This is a genomic window from Variovorax sp. LjRoot130, assembly GCF_964253755.1.
Classification (GTDB): Bacteria; Pseudomonadota; Gammaproteobacteria; order Burkholderiales; family Burkholderiaceae_C; genus Variovorax.
Window position 1 is genome coordinate 4,742,781 of record NZ_CAXURM020000001.1, and the last position, 18,711, is coordinate 4,761,491.

The window sequence follows — 18,711 nt, forward strand, 5'->3', positions numbered from 1 at the left end:
CGTTGCAGCAGTGCAACAAAGCTTTAGCAGTCATCACGACACCACCATGCGAAACAAGACCTGCCCTGCATGAGCTCTATTTCGGATCGGTTCCAATCGCCCCATGAATCCTTCGCTCGACTCCGCCCTGGCCGTCGCAGACGCGGCCTTGCGTACCTTGTTCGCCAAGCCGCATGCAACGCGGGCCGCCCCGCCACCGGCGGATCCCGCAGGCGAGCTCAGCGAGGCCGAGCGCCGGGAAGCGGGCGCGTTGATGCGCGTGAATCATGTCGGGGAAGTGTGCGCCCAGGCCTTGTATACAGCGCAGGCTGCCGTTGCGCGGGATCCGGTGCTGCGGGCGCATTTCGACGCGGCAGCGCGCGAAGAAGCCGACCACCTCGCCTGGACGCGACAGCGCCTCGACGAATTGGGAGCCCACCCCTCGGTGCTGAATCCCGTCTGGTATCTGGGCGCATTCGGCCTGGGCCTCATTGCCGGCCGGCTCGGCGATCCGCTGAGCCTGGGCTTCGTGGCCGAAACCGAGCGCCAGGTGGAGGCGCACCTGGACGGGCACCTCGACCGCCTGCCGGCGGGTGACACCGCATCGCGGGCCGTGATCAACCAAATGAAGCTGGACGAAGCGCGCCACGCAGCGCAGGCATGGAGCGCCGGCGCCCAGGAATTGCCGGCACCGACCAAGGCCCTGATGCGCCTGGCCTCCCGGGTGATGACGACAGTTGCCCACCGCATCTGAGCGGGCGGGCCCGGGCTGCATTCAAGTTTCGATCAGATCGAAGCTGGTCGTGATCTCGGCGGTCTTCGCCAGCATGATGGTGGCCGAGCAATAGGTGTCGTGGCTCAGCGCGATCGCGCGTTCCACGGCGGCCGCCGGGATTGCCTTGCCCGCCACCGTGAAGTGCATGTGGATCCTGGTGAAAACCTTGGGATCCTTTTCCGCCCTCTCGCTGGTCAGCTTGACGCTGCAGCGCTCGACCTGGTGCCGCCCGCGCTTCAGGATCAGCACCACGTCGTAGGCGGTGCAGCCGCCGGTGCCGGCGAGCACGGTTTCCATCGGCCGGGCTGCGAGGTTCTGTCCGCCGTTCTCCGGCTTGGCCGCATCCGGCGCCCCGTCCATCATCAGGACGTGGCCGCTACCGGTCTCGGCAACGAAGCCCATCGCCGATCGCGCACCCGCGTTGCCGGTCCAGCTCACTGTGCATTCCATTTTTTTGCAGACTCCAGGGTCACGACGGGGCAAAAAATCACGCCGGCGTGGATTTGTGTTGGAAAAGCGTCACCCGCTTGTTGCAATGCAACAAACAACCGATATACTTTATTTCATCGCACACGAACGCGTGTGCACCGGTTGTCTCCTCCACCCTCCCAATTGGTGGATTTAGCCCCGGGCCGCAAGGCCCGGGGCTTTTTTCTTGGGGCTGCCTGGCGCGGTGCCCGCAGGCCTATGATCGCGGCCCTATGCCCAAGCCGACAGCGCCGCTCACCCCCGCCGATTACCTGAAGAAGATCCTCACCGCCCGCGTCTACGACGTCGCGGTCGAGTCCGCGCTCGAGCCGGCGCGCGCCTTGAGCGCGCGGCTGGGCAACACGGTGCTGCTCAAGCGAGAAGACCAGCAACCCGTCTTCAGCTTCAAGCTGCGCGGCGCCTACAACAAGCTGGCGCACTTGAGCGCCGAGCAGCTCGCCAAGGGCGTGATCTGCGCATCGGCCGGCAACCATGCCCAGGGCGTGGCGCTCGGCGCCCACAAGCTGGGCACGCGGGCCGTGGTGGTGATGCCGGTGACCACGCCTCAGCTCAAGATCGATGCGGTGCGCGCGCTCGGCGGCGAAGTGCAATTGCACGGCGACAGCTATTCCGATGCCTACGTGTACGCGCTCGAACAGCAGAAGATGCACGGGCTGACCTTCGTGCACCCCTTCGACGACCCCGACGTGATCGCCGGCCAGGGCACGATCGCGATGGAGATCCTGCGCCAGCACCAGGGCCCGCTCGATGCCGTGTTCGTCGCCATCGGCGGCGGCGGGTTGATCGCGGGCGTCGCCAACTACATCAAGGCCGTGCGGCCCGAGATCAAGGTGATCGGCGTCCAGATGAACGACTCGGACGCGATGATGCAATCGGTCGCGGCCCGTCAACGCGTGACGCTCCCCGACGTCGGCCTGTTTTCCGACGGCACCGCGGTCAAGCTGGTCGGCGAAGAAACCTTCCGGGTCGCCAGCGACCTGGTGGACGAGTTCATCACGGTCGACACCGATGCCGTATGCGCCGGCATCAAGGACGTGTTCATCGACACGCGCAGCATCGTCGAGCCTGCCGGCGCGCTCGCGGTAGCCGCGATCAAGCAGTATGTCGAGGCGCACGGCACGCGCGGCGAGACCTACGCGGCCATCCTCTGCGGCGCCAACATGAACTTCGACCGGCTGCGCTTCGTGGCCGAGCGCGCCGAGGTGGGCGAGGAGCGCGAAGCGCTGTTCGCGGTGACGATTCCCGAGGAACGCGGCAGCTTCCGCCGCTTCTGCGAATTGGTCGGCCAGCTGCCGGGCGCATCGCGCAGCGTGACCGAGTTCAACTACCGCATCAGCGACGCCAGGGAGGCGCACGTGTTCGTGGGACTGACCACGACGGCGCGCGGCGAATCGAAGACGATCGCCGACACCTTCGTTGCGCACGGTTTCGGCGCGATCGACCTCACGCACGACGAGCTCGCGAAGGAGCACATCCGCCACATGGTCGGCGGCCGCACCGGCCTGGCGCACGACGAAAGGCTGCTGCGCTTCGTGTTCCCCGAACGGCCCGGCGCGCTGCTGAAATTCCTGAGCCTCATGGGGCCGACCTGGAACATCAGCCTCTTCCACTACCGCAACCAGGGTGCCGATTACGGCCGCATCCTGGTCGGGCTGCAGGTGCCGGCGGCCGACCATGCAGCGTTCGACGAGTTCCTGCGGACGCTCGGCTATCCCTTCGTGGAAGAAACCGCCAACCCGGTCTATCGATTGTTCCTGCAGGCCTGAAGCGGCCGACGCCTCAGCGCGGCGGGGGCGGCGCCACCACCGGCGGCGGAGCGCCGGGCACGGCAGGCGGCGGATTCGCGGCGAGCGGTCGCACCGGCAGCTGCAGCGTGAAGGCCGGCGCCGAGTCGAGGCTCGCGCCCAGTGATGCGGCGCGCGTGCTCACGGACTGCAGCACATAGCCGTCCGCCACCTTGGCCCCGACACGGAACGGCCGCGCCGGCTTGCCGTCGACGGCAATCAGTGCTGCGCCCTGCTGCTCGGTGTCGGCCACCACCCCCTGCAGCACGAAGCGGCTTGCCGCATCGGGCGTTGCCGCGACCACGGCCTGGCTGGGCACCGCACCCAGCATTTGCGCCACCGCTGTCGAGTCCACGGTCACGGTCGCGCCGCTGTTCACCGCGGGCGGCGCGACCGCGTCGGACGGCGACATCAGCCGCAGCCCCCAGAACACGATGCTCGCAGCCGCAAGCGCCCAAAGGCCGGTCGTCGCAGTGGCCGAGGGCCAGCGGGCGGGTGCGTAGGGAACTGACATGGGGCCGGATTATCATTCAGTGAATGCCGCAAGGCCCGCTTCTTTTGATCTCCTCCCCACCTTTCATGCCCCTTTCCCACCGCCCTCTTGTGCGCGCCCTGCAACGCGGCTTCACGCTGATCGAGCTGATGGTCGTGCTGGTCATCATCGGCGTGCTGGCTGCCTTGATCGTGCCGAACGTGATCGAGCGTGCCGACGATGCACGCGTCACCGCCGCCAAGACCGACGTCAACAACCTGATGCAGGCGCTCAAGCTCTACCGGCTCGACAACCAGCGCTACCCCACGTCCGAGCAAGGCCTGCAGGCGCTGCTCGCCCGTCCCACCAGCGGCCCTGCCGCACCCAACTGGAAACCCTACGTCGAGAAGCTGCCGAACGACCCCTGGGGCCGGCCCTACCAGTACATGAACCCGGGCCTCAAGGGCGAGATCGACGTGCTTTCGCTCGGCGCCGACGGCCAGCCCGGTGGCGAAGGCAAAAATGCCGACATCGGCAGCTGGCAATAGGCGCTGCGGCCCCCGCTCCGATCGCGCCCGCCGCCGCACCGGCGGTTTCACGCTGCTCGAACTGCTGGTGGTGATCGCGATCATCGCGCTCGCCACGGCCGGCGTCGGGCTCGCGCTGCGCGATTCGGGCCAGGCCACGCTCGACCGCGAAGCCGAGCGGCTCGCGGCGCTCTTCGAATCGGCACGCGCGCAATCCCGTGCCAGCGGCATCGCGGTGCGCTGGCGTCCGACGCCGCAAGGCCCCGGGAACTTCATCTTCGACGGCCTGCAGCCCGGCACCTTGCCGATCGCCTGGCTTGCCGACGGCATCGCCGCGCAACCGCTGGCCGCCGACGGCTCGGCGATCCCGGCGCTGCAGCTGGGGCCCGAACCGATCATCGCGGCGCAGCAGGTGCTGCTCACCATGGATGGCCCGCCGGCACGCAGCCTGCGCATCGGCACCGACGGGCTGCGGCCTTTCGCGGTGGTTGCGCCGTGAAGCAGGCAGGTTTCACGCTGATCGAAGTGCTGGTCGCGCTGGGCATCGTCGCGATCGCATTGATGGCCGGCTCGCAGGCCACGATGGCGCTCACGCGCAACGCGCAACGCCAATCGGACATGTTGCTGGCGCAGCTCTGCGCCGAGAACGAACTGATCAAGGCCCGGCTCGCGCGTCAGTTGCCGGCGGTCGGCGATGCAGGCCTGGTCTGCACCCAGGCCAACGTGAGCTTCGCCGTCACCGTCTCGACCACGCCCACGCTGAACCCGAACTTCCGCCGCGTCGACGTCCAGGTGCGCGATGCGGCCGAGGCGCCGGTGCTGCGCTTGTCCACTGTCGTGGGACGCTATTGATGCGCAGGTCCAGAGGCTTCACGCTGATCGAGCTGCTGGTCGCGATCGCGGTGATGGCGCTGCTCGCGCTGTTGAGCTGGCGCGGCCTGGAGAGCATGGCGCGCGCGCAGGCCCTGAACCGCGAACGAGGCGATGCCATGCTCACGCTGCAGGCTGCGCTGTCGCAATGGAACGCGGATCTCGATGCCACGACGGCGCTGGCGCAGATCCGGCCCATGGACTGGGACGGCCGCGTGCTGCGCCTCACGCGGCGCAGCACCGACAGCGCCCAGTCGGTGGTCTATGTGGTCGCCTGGACCCTGCGCGCCGATGCCGCCGTGGGTGCGCGCTGGCAGCGCTGGCAATCGCCCGGCATCACCACCCGCGCCGATTGGCAACAAGCCTGGGACCGCGCCGCCGCATGGGGCCAGGACGGCAGCGCCAGCACGAGTTCCAGCAGCGAGTTGCGCGGCGCCGAGCTCGGGCTGATGCCGGTCGAGGCCTGGCAGCTCTACTACTTCCGCAACGACAGCTGGAGCCCGGCGGTCGGCGCCGAGGTGCTCGGCACAAGCACGCCCTTGCCCGAAGGCGTGCGCCTGGTGCTGAGCCTGCCGCCCGGCCCGGCGCTCGCGGGGCTGCTGACCCGCGACTGGGTGCGGCCCACCGCAACGGTGCCCAAGTCATGAAGAAGACGCGATCGAAGTCCGCCAGAGACACGCGCGGCGCCGCATTGCTGGCCGCCATGCTGACCGTCACGCTGGTCGCCACCTTCGCCGCCGCGGCGCTCTGGCAGCAGTGGCGCGCGGTCGAAGTCGAGGCGGCCGAGCGGGCGCGGGTGCAGTCGGCCTGGGTGCTGATCGGCGCGCTCGACTGGTCGCGCCTGATCCTGCGCGAGGACGCTCGCGCCGGCGGCGGCACCGGCGTGGACCACCTGGCCGAGCCCTGGGCCGTGCCGCTGGAGGAAGCCAAGCTGACGAGCTTTCTCTCGGCCGAGAAGAACATCGCCAGCGATGTGCTCGAAGGCCTGCCCGATGCCTTTCTTTCGGGCCGCATCGTCGATGCCCAGTCCAAGCTCAACGTGCTGAACCTGGTGGAGGGCGGCAAGCCCGTGGCCGCATCGGTCGCCGCCTTCACCAAGCTGTTCGAGTTGCTGGGCCTGCCCGCGCAGGAACTGGCGGCGCTGACCGCCAACCTGCAACGCGCCCTGCCGGCCGCCGCGACGACCGGCACAGGCACAGGCACAGGCACAGGCACAGGCACAGGCACAGGCACAGGCACAGGCACAGGCACAGGAACTGGCACAGGAACTGGCACCACGCCCCCCGCCGTGACCCCCGACACCTCGGCCACCGGCCCGCTGATGCCGCAGCGCACTTCCCAGCTGGTCTGGCTCGGCCTCTCGCCCACCACGGTGGCCGCGCTGCAGCCCTACGTCACCGTGCTGCCGGCGGGCACGAAGCTCAACATCAACACCGCCAGCGCCGAAGCCTTGTTCGCCAGTGTTTCCGCGCTCGATCTGGCGGGTGCCAAGCGTCTGGTGGCGCAGCGCACACGCAGCCACTTCCGCTCCCTGAGCGACGCGAACCGTCTCTTGCAGGACAGCTCGACGCAGTTCGGCGAACAGCACAGCGTGGGCAGCAACTACTTCGAAGTGCATGGGCGGCTGCGGCTGGACCGCACCTGGGTCGAGGAGCAGTCGCTGCTGCGCCGCGACGGCATCGAGGTGCGCATCGTGTGGCGCGAACGTGGTGCGGGCGCCACGCCGGCGGCACCGAAGCCCTGAAGCGGAAACTTTTAGTCACGCTTATAGGATAAAAAGCACTGGAGCGCCCACGCCACGTGCGAAAGACGCTATCAAATCTGTAGCGGCGGATGTGAACCATCCTCCTACAATGACGACCCCTCATCGATTGCCATGGCCCTACTGCTCGTCACCGTCCCGCTCCCGCCCGTTCCCGCCGGCGGCGAATACGGTTGGGCGGTCTGGTCCAGCGACGGCCGCAAGCTGCGCTCTCAGGGAAGCGCGCCGCCGGCCCTGCTGCCGAGCGGGGACGAAGTGATCCTGGGCGTGCCCGCGGCCGCCCTCTCCTGGCACCAGGTCACGATGCCGCAGGGCAGCATGAGCGGCGCCGTGCGCGTGCGCTCGGTGCTCAACGGCCTGCTCGAAGACCGGCTGCTCGACGACCCGGAGCTGCTGCACTTCGCGCTGGAGCCCGGCGCCCGCGCCGGTGCGCCCGCGTGGGTGGCGGCCTGCAACCGGATCTGGCTGCGCAGCGCGGTGCAGGCCCTCGAAGCCGCGGGCCGTCGCGTCACGCGGATCATTCCCGAATTCGCGCCGCAGCCGGCCGGTGCCGCTCCGATGGTCCTCGCGATCGGCGAGCCGGACGCCGCGCGGCTCGTGATCTGCGACACCCAGGGTGTGACCGCACTCCCCCTCGACAGCGCCGGCATCGCGCTGCTCGGCACGCCGCCCGAAGGCACGACGATGCTGGCCGAGCCCGCAGTGGCCGAACTGGCGGAAAGCCTGCTCGGGCGCCGCGTGCCGATCGTCAAGCCGGCCGCGCGCTGGCTGCAAGCGAGCCGATCGCCCTGGGATCTTGCGCAGTTCGACCTCGCGTCCACCGGCCGTGCCCGCGCGAGCAAGAAGCTCGCGGCGATCTGGCGCGCCGTGTGGCACGGGCCCGAGTGGCGCGCGGCACGCTGGGGCGCGCTGATCCTGGTGCTGGCCCAGCTCATCGGCCTCAATGCCTGGGCCTGGAAGGAGCGCGGCGCGCTCGACAGCAAGCGGGCCGCGGTGAACAGCATCCTCAAGCAGACTTTTCCCTCGGTGCAACTGGTGGTCGATGCCCCGGTGCAGATGGCACGCGAAGTCGCCTCGCTGCAGCAGGCCACCGGCGGCGTCGCCGCGGCCGATTTCGAACCCATGCTGGGCGTGCTCGCAAGCAGCCTGCCGCCCGGCCGTCTGCCCAGCGCCATCGACTACAGCGCCGGCCAATTGCGGTTGCGCGGCCTGGGCTTGCAGCCCGCCGAGGCAGACAGCGTCGCGGCCACGCTGTCCGCGCGCGGCTACAGCGCGCGCAGCGAAGGCGATCTGTTGCTGGTTCAGGCGGAGACCGCGCGATGAACAACTGGCTCGAATCCCTCGAAGCACGCTGGCAGGCCTGGTGGCCCGAACTCGAACCGCGCGAGCAGCGCATGATCGTGATCGCCGCCGCGCTGGTGGTGCTGGCGCTGCTCTGGTGGGTGATGCTGGCGCCCGCGCTGCGCACGCTGTCGTCGGCGCCGGCCGAGCACGCCAGGCTCGATACGCAGCTGCAGCAAATGACCAGCCTGCAGACGCAAGCCAAGGCCCTGCAGTCCCAGCCACGCGCCAGCCGCGACGACGCCATGCGTGCACTCGAAGCCGCGGTGCGCCAGAGCCTCGGACCCAATGCCCAGATGCAACCCGCTGCTGCCGGCGAAGGCGTGACGATCGCCATGCGCGCCACTCCCGCCGACACGCTCGCCCAATGGCTGGCACAGGCGCGCAGCAATGCGCGCGCCGTGCCGCGCGAAGCGCATCTGACGCGTACCGCGCAAGGCGCGCCGGCCGCCTCTTCCCCCGCCGCCGCAGCCGCCAGAGGTGCCGAGCCTTCCGCCGTGCGCTGGGACGGCACGCTGGTCATGAGCCTGCCGGCACGTTGAGCACCGTCACTGCCATGGCCACCCGAAGCTCTCCCGTCCTCGGCACATCGACCGGCCGGCGCTGGGCCGCTCTTGGCGCGCTGATCGGCGCGGTGCTGGCGCTCTCGGTGTACGCGCCGGCACGCTGGCTGGCCGCCTGGCTGGCGCAGCAGAGCGATGGCCACCTGCAACTGGTCAATGCGCGCGGAACGGTCTGGAACGGCAGCGCGGGTGTCGTGTTCTCCAGCGGCGGGAGCGGTGCCGAATCGATTTCGCTGCCTGGCACACTGGGCTGGACATTGCGCCCGCGCTGGGACGGCATCGTCGCCGCGCTCGACATCCCTTGCTGCGCGCCGCAAGCGCTGCAGTTCAAGGCGCGCCCGCGGCCCAGCGGAATGCAGCTCGAATGGCGCGACGGCCAGTCCCGCTGGCCCGCCGCGCTGCTCAGCGGTTTCGGCGCGCCCTGGAACACGCTCAAGCCCGAAGGCGTGCTCGACATCTCCCTGCAGGCCTTCGCGATGCAATGGAACGGCCCGCAACTGGGGCTCGCCGGCCGCGCCACGCTCGACGCGACCGACATCTCGTCCAGCCTCTCGACGCTCAAGCCGATGGGCAGCTACCGCATCACGCTCGAGGGCGGGCCGACGCCGACCCTCCTGCTGACAACCCGCGAAGGCAGTCTCCAGCTCAGCGGCAGCGGCCGATGGAACGGAAGTGCGCTGCGCTTCGACGGCGAAGCCAGCGCCGCCCCGGGGCGCGAAGATGCGCTCTCGAATTTGTTGAATATCATTGGGCGACGCGAAGGCGCGCGCTCACTCATCACACTGGGTTGACCATGAAGCAACAGTCTTCGTACGCGACACGCATCGGCACCGTCGCCCTCGCGGCACAGATGCTGATCACCGCCTGCATTCCGGCCGCGTTCGCGCAGGAAGCCGCAGCGCCGCCGCGACGCGGCGAGCCGATCACGCTGAACTTCACCAATGCCGAGATCGAATCCGTCGCGCGCACCATGGCGGTCGTGACCGGTCGCGACGTGGTGGTCGACCCGCGCGTGAAGGGCACGATGAACCTGCAGACCGACCGTCCGATCTCCCCGGCCGCGGCCTTCAACCAGTTCGCCGCGGCGCTGCGCCTGCAGGGCTTCGCGGTCGTGCAATCCGAAGGGCTCTACAAGGTGGTGCCGGAGGCCGACGCCAAGCTGCAGAGCAGCGCGGTCAGCACCTCGACGCCCGCCACCGCGACGCTGAGCGGCAACCAGATCGTGACCCAGGTCTTCAAGCTCAACTACGAGTCGGCCAACAACCTGCTGCCGGTGCTGCGCCCGCTGATCGCGCCCAACAACACGATCAACGTGAACCCGGGCAACAACTCGCTGGTGATCACCGACTATGCCGAGAACATGCGGCGGCTGGCGCGCATCATTGCCGCGCTCGACGTGCCGAACGCCTCCGACATCGAGGTCATCCCGTTGAAGCACTCGGTCGCCACCGACCTGGTGCCGGTGCTCACGCGCCTGGTCGAAGGCGGATCCGCCACCGGGCCGGTGCCGGGCGCCGCGCCCGGCACCACCGACGCCTCGTTCCGCACCACGCTCCTGGCCGAGCCGCGCAGCAACGCCGTTATCCTGCGCGCGGCCAATCCGGCACGTTCGCAGCTGGTCCGCACGCTGATCGACCGCCTCGACCGCGCGCCGATCGACAGCGGCAATGGCGCGGCCGGCAATATCTACGTCGTCTACCTCAAGAACGCCGACGCGGTGCGGATGGCGGTCACTTTGCGCGCCGCGCTCGCGAGCTCGCAGCCGAGCACCACCGGCGCGCTGGGCGGCGCGGCCGGCGCCCTCAGTACCGCCGGAACCACGCCCGCCGCCCAGCAGCAGCAGCAACAGTTCAGCCAGCTCGGCGCGAGTGCGCAAGGCGGAATGAGCGCCGCCACGGCGCCGATCAGCGGGACGGCGCAGCCCTCCACCGGCGGACAGATCCAGGCCGACCCGGCGACCAACTCGCTGATCATCAGCGCGGCCGAGCCGCTTTACCGGCAGCTGCGCGCGGTGATCGACCGTCTCGACAGCCGCCGCGCGCAGGTGCTGATCGAAAGCCTGATCGTCGAGGTCAACGCCGACAAGGCGGCCGAGTTCGGCATCCAATGGCAAGCCGGCATCGGCAGCAGCGGCGACCGCAACGTCGGCGTGCTCGGCACCAACTCGAGCCTGGGCGGCGCCAACATCATCGACCTGGCCGTCGGCCTGGCGACCGGCAACGCCGCGACGCGGCCCTCGACCGGCTTCAACTTCGGCATCGGCCACCGCTACGGCAGCGACGGCCAGTACGTGCTGGGCTTCCTGGCCCGCTTCCTGGCCAGCAACGGCGAGGGCAACGTGCTGTCCACCCCCAATCTGCTGACGCTCGACAACGAGGAAGCCAAGATCGTCGTGGGCCAGAACGTGCCCTTCGTCACTGGCCAGTACACCAGCGCCGGCGGCAATACCAACACCGTCAACCCGTTCCAGACCATCGAGCGCAAGGACGTCGGCCTGACGCTGCGCGTGCGCCCGCAGATCAGCGAGACCGGCACGGTCAAGATGCAGATCTTCCAGGAGGTCTCCAGCGTCGTCGCATCCACGGTGAACAACCTGAACGGCCCCACCACGAGCAAGCGATCGATCGAATCGAACGTGCTGGTCGACGACGGCAACATCATCGTGCTCGGCGGCCTGCTGTCCGACGAGTATTCGACCTCCGAGGAAAAAGTGCCCGGGCTCGGCGACATCCCGGTGCTCGGCAACCTGTTCAAGAGCGAGGTCCGCAGCCGCCGCAAGACCAACCTCATGGTGTTTCTGCGGCCGACCATCGTGCGCGACCAGCTCTCCGGCGACACGATCACGGCCGACCGCTACGATGCGCTGCGCGCGATGCAGCAGAACATCCAGCCTTCGACCGACAACCCGATGCTCAATTCGGTGCGCGGGGCGCCGGTGCTGCCACCGCTGAGCGACACCGTGCGCGGCGACCCGTCGCGCCGCATCGACGGCACGCGCCTGATCCCGCCGCCGCTGCCGCCGCAGCACGCACCGCTGCCGCCGGGCCCGATGAAGGGCGCGCTGCCGCCGACCGCCGACCCGTCCACGGCGCGCGAACTGCCTTAAGGATCCTGCCGTGCGCTATCCCCTGCCCTACGCCTTCGCACGCAGCCAGCAACTGCTGCTCGAAGAAACGGACGAAGGCGCCTTCACGCTCTGGATGCCCCAGGTGCCGCCGCGCAGCGCGCTCGGCGAGGTGGCCCGCAAGTACCCGGTCAAGGCCTTCGAGGCGCTGGCACCCAATGAGCTGGCGCAGCGCATCAGCGCCGCCTATGCGCAAGGCGAATCGAACGCCGCCGCGGTCGTGAGCGAGGTCCAGGGCGACGCCGACCTCTCGCGCATGATGCAGGAGCTGCCGGCGGTCGAAGACCTGCTGGAAAGCGCCGGCGATGCGCCCATCATCCGCATGCTCAACGCGCTGCTCACGCAGGCCGCGCGCGACGGCGCCAGCGACATCCACATCGAGCCCTACGAGCGGACCTCCTCGGTGCGCTTTCGCATCGACGGCACGCTGCGCGAAGTGGTGCAGCCCAACCGGGCGCTGCATGCGGCGCTGATCTCGCGCCTGAAGATCATGGCCGACCTCGACATCGCCGAGAAGCGGCTGCCGCAGGACGGGCGCATCAGCCTGCGCATCGGCACGCGCGCGGTCGACGTGCGGGTCTCGACCCTGCCCTCGGCGCACGGCGAGCGCGCGGTGCTGCGCCTGCTCGACAAGTCCGAAAGCAAGCTCACGCTCGAATCCGTCGGCATGCAGGGCGACACGCTGGCGCGCTTCGAGCACCTCATCAGCCAGCCGCACGGCATCATCCTGGTCACCGGGCCGACCGGCTCGGGCAAGACCACCACGCTCTACGCCGCGCTCAGCCGGCTCGACGCCAGCAGCAGCAACATCATGACGGTCGAGGATCCGATCGAGTACGAGCTGCCGGGCGTCGGCCAGACCCAGGTCAACGCCAAGATCGAGCTGACCTTCGCGAAGGCGCTGCGCGCGATCCTGCGGCAGGACCCGGACGTGATCATGATCGGCGAGATCCGCGATTTCGAGACCGCGCAGATCGCGATCCAGGCTTCGCTCACCGGCCACCTGGTGCTGGCCACGCTGCACACCAACGATTCGGTCAGCGCCGTGACGCGCCTGACCGATATGGGCGTGGAGCCCTTCCTGCTGAGCTCCTCGTTGCTCGGCGTGCTGGCGCAGCGCCTGGTGCGCAGGCTCTGCCCGGTCTGCGCCGTGCCCTCGGCCGCCGGCGACGAGGCCGAGCCCGTGGGCTGCGACGCCTGCGGCCAGACCGGCTACCAGGGCCGCACCGGCATCTTCGAGCTGCTGGTGGCCGACGACACGGTGCAATCGCTGATCCACAACCGCGCACCCGAAAGCCAGCTCTTCGTGGCGGCCGAACGCGGCGGCCTGCGTTCGATGCGCGAGGACGGCGAGCGGCTGGTCAAGACCGGCGTGACCTCGCGGGCCGAGCTGCTGCGCGTGACGAGAGACTGATCGGCTAATCGGCCGCCGCCGGGCCGCCCCAAGGCGGCCGAGCCGCCCCCTCGGGGGGGTGGAGTTACGCGCGGCGAAGCGGAGTGAAAAGCCGGGGGGGGCCAAGACAGTCAATCCATCACCACCAGGTTGCGCGTCTGCGGATCGGTCTCCACCTGGCGCACGCGGCCGGCATTGTCGAACAGCACCTGGAACTCGCTGAAGCTGCTGAGCCACATGCGCCAGATCGGTGCGTCGAGGTTCGGGTTCTCGCTGCTCATCGGATAGCCCACCGCCATCGCCACCTGCTCGCGCGTCATGCCCTTGGCGACGCGCGCCGACTTGATCGCGTCGCGGATCTTGGGTGGATAGCCGGCGATCTTGCGCGCCGGGTCTTCGCTGACCACATAGCGCTTGGCGAAAGTGCCGAGGTCGAGGTCGCGGCTGTAGTCGTTGCCGAGGGCCTGCTTGCCGCCATTGAGTTCGACCAGCACGCGCATGCGGCCATAGCCCGTGACGCGGGTCGGCGTGCCGGCCGGGATGATCCGCTTACCGCTTTCGGCATAGTTGGCGTCGCTGATCCAGCTGCCGTCGGTGCGCATGTTGCAGCACAGAAAGCCGTCGAAAGTGGGCTGGGCCGCGGCGGGAAGAGACAGCGCGCCCAAGAGGGCGGCAACAGCAACAGCAGTGGTGCGAGCCGACATGAAGACTCCTCTGTGTGGTGTTGTGGAAGCCGCACGACGAAAAGGCAACGCCAAACGCCGACAATGCGGGCTCGCGCATTTTGTCGCCACTCCCCATGCCCGCCTATTCCTTTGAAGCCATAGACCAATCGGGCCAGCCTCGCAAGGGCGTGCTCGAAGCCGACACCGCGCGCAGCGCCCGCGGGCTGCTGCGTGCGCAAGCGCTGATTCCGCTGTCGGTGACCGCCGTCGGCAGCGTCGAGAGCGGCGCCGCCCCGGACCGGAGCTTGCGCCGCCTGCTCGGCGGCAAGCGCGTCTTCAATTCGACCACCCTCGCGGTCTGGACGCGGCAGATCGCCGGCCTCGTGTCCTCCGGCCTGCCGCTCGAACGCGCGCTCACTGCGCTGACCGACGAGGCCGAGACCGAGCAGCAGCGCAACCTCGTCGCATCCCTGCGCGCCGAGGTCAATGCGGGCTCGCCCTTCGGGCGTGCGCTGGCCCAGCATCCGCGCGAGTTCTCGCCCATCTACACCGCGGTGATCGGCGCCGGCGAGCAGAGCGGCAATCTTGGCCTGGTGCTCGAGCGCCTGGCCGACGACCTCGAACAGCGGCAAGCGCTGCAGCAGAAACTGGTCGGTGCGGCCCTGTACCCGGCGATCGTGACCCTGGTCGCGATCGTGATCGTGATCTTCCTCGTCAGCTACGTGGTGCCGCAGGTGGCCAACGTGTTCGCGGGCACGAAACGGGCGCTGCCCATCCTCACCGTGGCGATGCTGGGCTTAAGCGACTTCGTGCGCAACTACGGCTGGCTGATGCTCGGCGCCATCGTGCTGGCGACCCTCGGCGCGCGCATGGCGTTGGCACGTGCCGCCGTGCGCGAGCGCTTCGACGCCGCCTGGCTCGAATTGCCGCTGGTCGGCCGGCTGTCCCGCGGCTACAACGCGGCGCGCTTCGCGAGCACGCTCGCGATGCTGGCCACGGCCGGCGTGCCCATCCTGCGCGCGCTGCAGGCCGCGTCCGAAACGCTGAGCAACCGCGCCATGCGCGCCGACGCGCTCGATGCGCTGGTGCTGGTGCGCGAAGGCGCACCGCTCGCTTCCGCGCTGGCACAAAAGAAAAGATTCCCCGGCATCGTCGCGATGTTCGCGCGCCTCGGCGAACAGACCGGCACCCTGCCGCTGATGCTGCAGCGCGCGGCGTCCCAGCTGGGCGCCGAGGTGCAACGCCGCGCGATGCACCTGGCGACCATCCTCGAGCCTCTGCTGATCGTGGCGATGGGCGGCGTCGTCATGCTGATCGTGCTGGCGGTGCTGATGCCGATCATCCAACTCAATCAGTTCGTGAAGTAGCCGCCTATGCCCGTGTCCTTGGACGACAAGCTGGTAGTCGCCATCTCGTCCCGCGCCCTCTTCAACCTCGAAGAGGAAAACCGGATCTTCGAATCCGGCGACGACGCGGGCTACATGAAGCTCCAGCTCGAACGGCTCGACGTACCGGCCCAGCCCGGCATCGCCTACTCGCTGGTGCGCAAGCTGCTGCGCTTCAACGACGACGGCATGCAGCGCGTCGAGGTCGTGATCCTCTCGCGCAACGATCCGGTCTCGGGGATGCGCGTGTTCCGCTCGGGCGTGGCCAACGGCATCTCGCTGCAGCGCGGCGTGTTCACGCAGGGCCGCCCGCCCTTCGGCTATCTGCGGCCGCTGCGCGCGCACCTGTTCCTCTCGGTCAATGCCGAGGACGTGCGCGAAGCGCTCAACGCGGGCTTCCCGGCCGCGCGCGTGCTGGTCGAGTCGGTGCATGCGAGCGATGCCTATCCCAACGAGGTGCGCATCGCCTTCGACGGCGACGCGGTGCTCTTCAGCGACGAGGCCGAGCGCGTGTACCAGGCCGAGGGGCTCGACGCCTTCCAGCTGCACGAATCCAGCAAGGCCCAGCTGCCGCTGCCCGAGGGGCCGTTCAAGCCGCTGCTCACCGCACTGCATCGGCTTCAGCTCGCGAGCAATCCCAGCATGCGCATCCGTACCGCGCTGGTCACGGCACGCAGCGCGCCGGCGCACGAGCGCGCGATCCGCACGCTGATGAACTGGAACATCAAGGTCGACGAAGCCATGTTCCTCGGCGGCCTGCCCAAGGGCGAATTCCTGCGCGAATTCGAACCCGACTTCTTCTTCGACGACCAGACCGGCCACGTGGACGCGGCTGCACGCCATGTGCCTTCGGGTCACGTGGCGAGCGGCATCAGCAACCTGCGCTGATCGGGCGCTTCAGCGCCGTTTAAGAATGCGGCGCGCCCGGGCGCTACGATGAGCGCAAAGGCGCCGCTTCGCGCGCCAGCCAACCCACGCTCATCCCATGACCACTCCCAACGGTTCCACGAGCCTGCTCTCGACGCTGCGCCGCATCGGCGCGCTGGCAGCGCCCTACTTCCACTCCGAAGAAAAATGGAGGGCGCGCGGGCTTCTTGCGACGATCGTGGCGCTCAATCTCGGCACGGTCTACATGCTGGTGCTGAACAACCAGTGGTTCGCACGCTTCTACGACGCGCTGCAGAACAAGGACCAGGTGGTGTTCTGGAGGGAGATCGTCTTTTTCTGCTGGATCGCGGCCGGCTATATCGTGATCGCCATCTTCAAGTTCTATCTGACGCAGCTCCTGCAGCTGCGCTGGCGCGCCTGGATGACGCGCAGCTATCTCGCGCGCTGGATGGCCGACCGGACCTTCTACCGCCTCGAACTCGCGCGCTACGGGCAACAGGACGGCCAGACGCCCGACAACCCCGACCAGCGCATCCAGGAAGACATGCAGCTCTTCACCGACTACACGATGACGCTGTCGATGGGCCTGCTCAATGCGGTGGTGACCCTGGTGAGCTTCATCGGCATCCTCTGGGCGCTCAGCGGCGTGGTCAGCGTCCCGTTCTTCGGCAGCAGCTATACGGTGCCGGGCTCGATGGTCTGGATTGCGCTGGCCTACTGCGCAGCCGGTACCGTGATCACGCACTTCATCGGGCGCCCGCTGATCGGCCTGAACTTCCAGCAGCAGCGCTACGAGGCCGACTTCCGGCACCATCTGATGCGGGTTCGCGAATACAGCGAGGCCATTGCGCTCGACCGCGGCGAACAGGTCGAACACGGCCAGCTCCAGCTGCGCTTCGGCTCGGTGCTGAAGAACTACCTGAAGTTGATCGGCAAGCAGAAGAACCTGGTTGCCTTCACGGCCTCCTTTGGGCAAGCCTCGGTGATCTTCGCCTTCATCGTGCAGGCGCCGCGCTTCTTCAGCGGCGCCATCCAGCTCGGTCAGCTGATGCAGGTCAATTCGGCCTTCGGACGCGTGCAGGATTCGCTCAGCTGGTTCGTCGACAACTACGACCGCGTCGCCGTCTGGCGCGCCACCGCGGACCGGCTCACCTCCTTCGAGACCGCGATGCGAGCCCATGCCGGCGCGGCCAGCGCGGTGGAGCGCGCGCCCGCCGGCGGCGACGAAGGCTTGCGCGTCGACGACCTCACGGTTGCGCTGCCGGGCGGAACGTCGTTGATCCAGAATGCCGCGCTCATGGTCAAGCCCGGCGACAGCGTGCTCCTGCAAGGCCCCTCGGGCAGCGGCAAGTCGACGCTGTTCCGCGCCTTCGCCGGTATCTGGCCCTTTGCCCGCGGCCGCGTGTCGATGCCCGAGAACGCGATGTTCATCCCGCAGCGGCCTTATGTGCCCGACGGCCGCCTGCGCGACGCGCTGGCCTATCCGCAGCCGGCGAGCGAATACAGCGACGCGCAGCTGAAGCAGGCGCTCGAGGATGCCCTGCTGCCGGACCTGGGCGACCGCCTGGACGACAGCGATGCATGGACACAGAAGCTTTCCGGCGGCGAACAGCAACGCCTGGCGATCGCGCGCGTGCTGCTCAAGAAGCCGGCCTGGCTGTTTGCCGACGAGGCCACAAGCGCGCTCGATGCGCAGGCCGAGGAGACGCTCTACAAGCGCCTGGCAGAAGGCGTGCGCTCGGCGGGCGGGGCGATGGTGTCGATCGCGCACCGCGCCTCGGCGGCGGCTTTCCACGACAAGCGCTGGACCCTGGTGCCGGCGCCCGAAGGCGCAGGCGCGCGCTACCGGCTCGAGGCGGCGTAGCGCTCCCATCCCCGCGCGCGCAGCCCGCAGGCCGGGCAGCTGCCGCAGCCATAGCCCCAGGCATGGCGCTGCGTGCGGTCGCCGAGGTAGCAGGTGTGCGTGTCCTCGACGATCAGCTCGATAAGCGGCTCGCCGCCCAGCCGGTGCGCCATGGCCCAGGTCGCGGCCTTGTCGATCCACATCAACGGCGTCTCGATCAGGAAACGCCGATCCATGCCGAGCGAGAGCGCGAGCTGCATCGCCTTCATGGTGTCGTCGCGGCAATCGGGATAGCCCGAGAAATCGGTCTCGCACACGCCGGTGACGATCACCTCCAGCCCGCGCCGGTAGGCCAGCGCGCCGGCCAGCGTGAGGAACAGCAGGTTGCGGCCGGGCACGAAGGTGTTGGGCAAGCCGTTGGCCTGCATCTCGAAGGCGATGTCCTGCGTGAGCGATGAACTGCTGACCTGGCCCAGCACGTCGACGCTCAACAGGTGGTCTTCACCCAGCCGCGGCGCCCAATGCGGGAAGCGCGCGCGCAGGTGCGCAAGCACGGTGGTGCGCGCCTCGAGCTCGACGCGGTGGCGCTGCCCGTAGTCGAAGCCGATGGTCTCGACGCGCTCGTATTTGGCCAGCGCCTCGGCCAGGCAGGTGGTGGAGTCCTGGCCGCCGGAGAAGAGGACTAGGGCGGTGGTGTGCATGGGGGTGGTCGGCGTGTCGGGCGAGGGTTCAAGTTTGTCAGGGCCGGCCTTCCAGCAAGTTCTTGACCTGGCGAGACGTCACGTGTGGCGTGTGGGACGGCAAGACGAAGATCCAGAAACCCGCCTTCTTTCGCATCAGCAAGTGCCGCC

Annotated in this window: 19 protein-coding genes; 15 read left to right on the forward strand and 4 right to left on the reverse strand. The window is 68.8% G+C overall.

Translation table 11 applies throughout. The annotated features are described in order from the left end of the window. Positions 1-103 precede the first annotated feature (103 nt). Positions 104-733, forward strand: a complete 630-nt coding sequence (coq7, locus tag ACSQ86_RS23680; RefSeq protein ID WP_436309666.1) for a 2-polyprenyl-3-methyl-6-methoxy-1,4-benzoquinone monooxygenase — start codon at positions 104-106, stop codon at positions 731-733. A gap of 21 nt (positions 734-754) precedes the next feature. Here coq7 and ACSQ86_RS23685 read toward each other — a convergent pair whose 3' ends face one another. Further along, the gene (locus ACSQ86_RS23685) at positions 755-1,204 is read right to left on the reverse strand and encodes an OsmC family protein (RefSeq protein WP_436305292.1); all 450 of its coding nucleotides are present in this window, start codon (positions 1,202-1,204) and stop codon (positions 755-757) included. Positions 1,205-1,455: 251 nt separating this feature from the next. Between ACSQ86_RS23685 and ilvA the strand changes: the two genes are divergently transcribed. Beyond that, positions 1,456-3,009: a threonine ammonia-lyase, biosynthetic gene (gene ilvA / locus ACSQ86_RS23690; protein ID WP_093109659.1), complete on the forward strand. Its 1,554-nt coding sequence runs from the start codon at positions 1,456-1,458 to the stop codon at positions 3,007-3,009. A 13-nt stretch (positions 3,010-3,022) separates the two neighbouring features. Here the strand turns inward: ilvA and ACSQ86_RS23695 are convergent, their stop codons facing one another. Then, positions 3,023-3,541 carry a type II secretion system protein N gene (locus tag ACSQ86_RS23695; protein ID WP_436305293.1) on the reverse strand — a complete coding sequence of 173 codons (519 nt, stop codon included), beginning with the start codon at positions 3,539-3,541 and terminating at the stop codon, positions 3,023-3,025. Between the two features lie 65 nt (positions 3,542-3,606). On the opposite strand from ACSQ86_RS23695, the gene gspG reads away from it, so the two are divergent. The 10 genes from gspG to gspE all read left to right on the forward strand — a co-directional run bounded on the left by gspG (position 3,607) and on the right by gspE (position 13,100). Then, on the forward strand, positions 3,607-4,047 hold the full coding sequence (gene gspG, locus ACSQ86_RS23700; protein ID WP_093109661.1) for a type II secretion system major pseudopilin GspG: 441 nt from the start codon (positions 3,607-3,609) through the stop codon (positions 4,045-4,047). Continuing rightward, on the forward strand, positions 4,022-4,525 hold the full coding sequence (locus ACSQ86_RS23705; RefSeq protein WP_436296538.1) for a prepilin-type N-terminal cleavage/methylation domain-containing protein: 504 nt from the start codon (positions 4,022-4,024) through the stop codon (positions 4,523-4,525). Before gspG ends, ACSQ86_RS23705 begins: the two co-directional genes overlap by 26 nt. After that, positions 4,522-4,878 carry a type II secretion system minor pseudopilin GspI gene (gene gspI, locus ACSQ86_RS23710; protein ID WP_244503975.1) on the forward strand — a complete coding sequence of 119 codons (357 nt, stop codon included), beginning with the start codon at positions 4,522-4,524 and terminating at the stop codon, positions 4,876-4,878. Before ACSQ86_RS23705 ends, gspI begins: the two co-directional genes overlap by 4 nt. Further along, complete coding sequence (locus ACSQ86_RS23715; RefSeq protein ID WP_436305294.1) at positions 4,878-5,543, forward strand: PulJ/GspJ family protein; 666 nt, start codon at positions 4,878-4,880, stop codon at positions 5,541-5,543. The genes gspI and ACSQ86_RS23715 overlap by 1 nt, the downstream gene beginning before the upstream one ends. Beyond that, positions 5,540-6,640 (forward strand): type II secretion system minor pseudopilin GspK, encoded by a 1,101-nt coding sequence (gene gspK / locus ACSQ86_RS23720; protein ID WP_436309667.1) that lies wholly within the window; start codon positions 5,540-5,542, stop codon positions 6,638-6,640. Before ACSQ86_RS23715 ends, gspK begins: the two co-directional genes overlap by 4 nt. 132 nt (positions 6,641-6,772) lie before the next feature. Further along, a complete protein-coding gene (gene gspL / locus ACSQ86_RS23725) occupies positions 6,773-7,981 on the forward strand; it encodes a type II secretion system protein GspL (protein WP_436305296.1) in 1,209 nt (402 codons plus the stop codon). After that, a complete protein-coding gene (gene gspM / locus ACSQ86_RS23730; protein ID WP_436305297.1) occupies positions 7,978-8,541 on the forward strand; it encodes a type II secretion system protein GspM in 564 nt (187 codons plus the stop codon). Before gspL ends, gspM begins: the two co-directional genes overlap by 4 nt. Before the next feature lie 14 nt (positions 8,542-8,555). Then, a complete protein-coding gene (gene gspN / locus ACSQ86_RS23735; protein WP_436306347.1) occupies positions 8,556-9,353 on the forward strand; it encodes a type II secretion system protein N in 798 nt (265 codons plus the stop codon). 2 nt (positions 9,354-9,355) lie between these two features. Further along, complete coding sequence (gene gspD, locus ACSQ86_RS23740; RefSeq protein ID WP_436309668.1) at positions 9,356-11,668, forward strand: type II secretion system secretin GspD; 2,313 nt, start codon at positions 9,356-9,358, stop codon at positions 11,666-11,668. A 10-nt stretch (positions 11,669-11,678) separates the two neighbouring features. Further along, complete coding sequence (gspE, locus tag ACSQ86_RS23745; protein WP_436305300.1) at positions 11,679-13,100, forward strand: type II secretion system ATPase GspE; 1,422 nt, start codon at positions 11,679-11,681, stop codon at positions 13,098-13,100. Positions 13,101-13,210: 110 nt separating this feature from the next. On the opposite strand, the gene ACSQ86_RS23750 is transcribed toward gspE, so the two are convergent. After that, positions 13,211-13,783, reverse strand: a complete 573-nt coding sequence (locus tag ACSQ86_RS23750) for a hypothetical protein (protein ID WP_436309669.1) — start codon at positions 13,781-13,783, stop codon at positions 13,211-13,213. Positions 13,784-13,878: 95 nt separating this feature from the next. Here ACSQ86_RS23750 and gspF point away from each other — a divergent pair, with 95 nt between their 5' ends. The 3 genes from gspF to ACSQ86_RS23765 all read left to right on the forward strand — a co-directional run bounded on the left by gspF (position 13,879) and on the right by ACSQ86_RS23765 (position 17,881). After that, positions 13,879-15,111 carry a type II secretion system inner membrane protein GspF gene (gene gspF, locus ACSQ86_RS23755; RefSeq protein ID WP_436293509.1) on the forward strand — a complete coding sequence of 411 codons (1,233 nt, stop codon included), beginning with the start codon at positions 13,879-13,881 and terminating at the stop codon, positions 15,109-15,111. Positions 15,112-15,117: 6 nt separating this feature from the next. Then, positions 15,118-16,017 carry a 5'-nucleotidase gene (locus ACSQ86_RS23760; protein ID WP_093109670.1) on the forward strand — a complete coding sequence of 300 codons (900 nt, stop codon included), beginning with the start codon at positions 15,118-15,120 and terminating at the stop codon, positions 16,015-16,017. Between the two features lie 97 nt (positions 16,018-16,114). Beyond that, positions 16,115-17,881 (forward strand): ABC transporter ATP-binding protein/permease, encoded by a 1,767-nt coding sequence (locus ACSQ86_RS23765; RefSeq protein ID WP_436309670.1) that lies wholly within the window; start codon positions 16,115-16,117, stop codon positions 17,879-17,881. Here the strand turns inward: ACSQ86_RS23765 and queC are convergent. Next, the gene (gene queC / locus ACSQ86_RS23770; protein WP_436309671.1) at positions 17,860-18,561 is read right to left on the reverse strand and encodes a 7-cyano-7-deazaguanine synthase QueC; all 702 of its coding nucleotides are present in this window, start codon (positions 18,559-18,561) and stop codon (positions 17,860-17,862) included. The genes ACSQ86_RS23765 and queC overlap by 22 nt on opposite strands. Between the last annotated feature and the right edge of the window lie 150 nt (positions 18,562-18,711).

Bases quoted from the DNA above. Each gene is read 5' to 3' on its own strand.
- coq7 (WP_436309666.1), top strand. From the start codon at position 104: ATGAATCCTTCGCTCGACTCCGCCCTGGCCGTCGCAGACGCGGCCTTG.
- ACSQ86_RS23685 (WP_436305292.1), bottom strand. From the start codon at position 1,204: ATGGAATGCACAGTGAGCTGGACCGGCAACGCGGGTGCGCGATCGGCG.
- ilvA (WP_093109659.1), top strand. From the start codon at position 1,456: ATGCCCAAGCCGACAGCGCCGCTCACCCCCGCCGATTACCTGAAGAAG.
- ACSQ86_RS23695 (WP_436305293.1), bottom strand. From the start codon at position 3,541: ATGTCAGTTCCCTACGCACCCGCCCGCTGGCCCTCGGCCACTGCGACG.
- gspG (WP_093109661.1), top strand. From the start codon at position 3,607: ATGCCCCTTTCCCACCGCCCTCTTGTGCGCGCCCTGCAACGCGGCTTC.
- ACSQ86_RS23705 (WP_436296538.1), top strand. From the start codon at position 4,022: ATGCCGACATCGGCAGCTGGCAATAGGCGCTGCGGCCCCCGCTCCGAT.
- ACSQ86_RS23715 (WP_436305294.1), top strand. From the start codon at position 4,878: ATGCGCAGGTCCAGAGGCTTCACGCTGATCGAGCTGCTGGTCGCGATC.
- gspK (WP_436309667.1), top strand. From the start codon at position 5,540: ATGAAGAAGACGCGATCGAAGTCCGCCAGAGACACGCGCGGCGCCGCA.
- gspL (WP_436305296.1), top strand. From the start codon at position 6,773: ATGGCCCTACTGCTCGTCACCGTCCCGCTCCCGCCCGTTCCCGCCGGC.
- gspM (WP_436305297.1), top strand. From the start codon at position 7,978: ATGAACAACTGGCTCGAATCCCTCGAAGCACGCTGGCAGGCCTGGTGG.
- gspN (WP_436306347.1), top strand. From the start codon at position 8,556: ATGGCCACCCGAAGCTCTCCCGTCCTCGGCACATCGACCGGCCGGCGC.
- gspD (WP_436309668.1), top strand. From the start codon at position 9,356: ATGAAGCAACAGTCTTCGTACGCGACACGCATCGGCACCGTCGCCCTC.
- ACSQ86_RS23750 (WP_436309669.1), bottom strand. From the start codon at position 13,783: ATGTCGGCTCGCACCACTGCTGTTGCTGTTGCCGCCCTCTTGGGCGCG.
- gspF (WP_436293509.1), top strand. From the start codon at position 13,879: ATGCCCGCCTATTCCTTTGAAGCCATAGACCAATCGGGCCAGCCTCGC.
- ACSQ86_RS23760 (WP_093109670.1), top strand. From the start codon at position 15,118: ATGCCCGTGTCCTTGGACGACAAGCTGGTAGTCGCCATCTCGTCCCGC.
- ACSQ86_RS23765 (WP_436309670.1), top strand. From the start codon at position 16,115: ATGACCACTCCCAACGGTTCCACGAGCCTGCTCTCGACGCTGCGCCGC.
- queC (WP_436309671.1), bottom strand. From the start codon at position 18,561: ATGCACACCACCGCCCTAGTCCTCTTCTCCGGCGGCCAGGACTCCACC.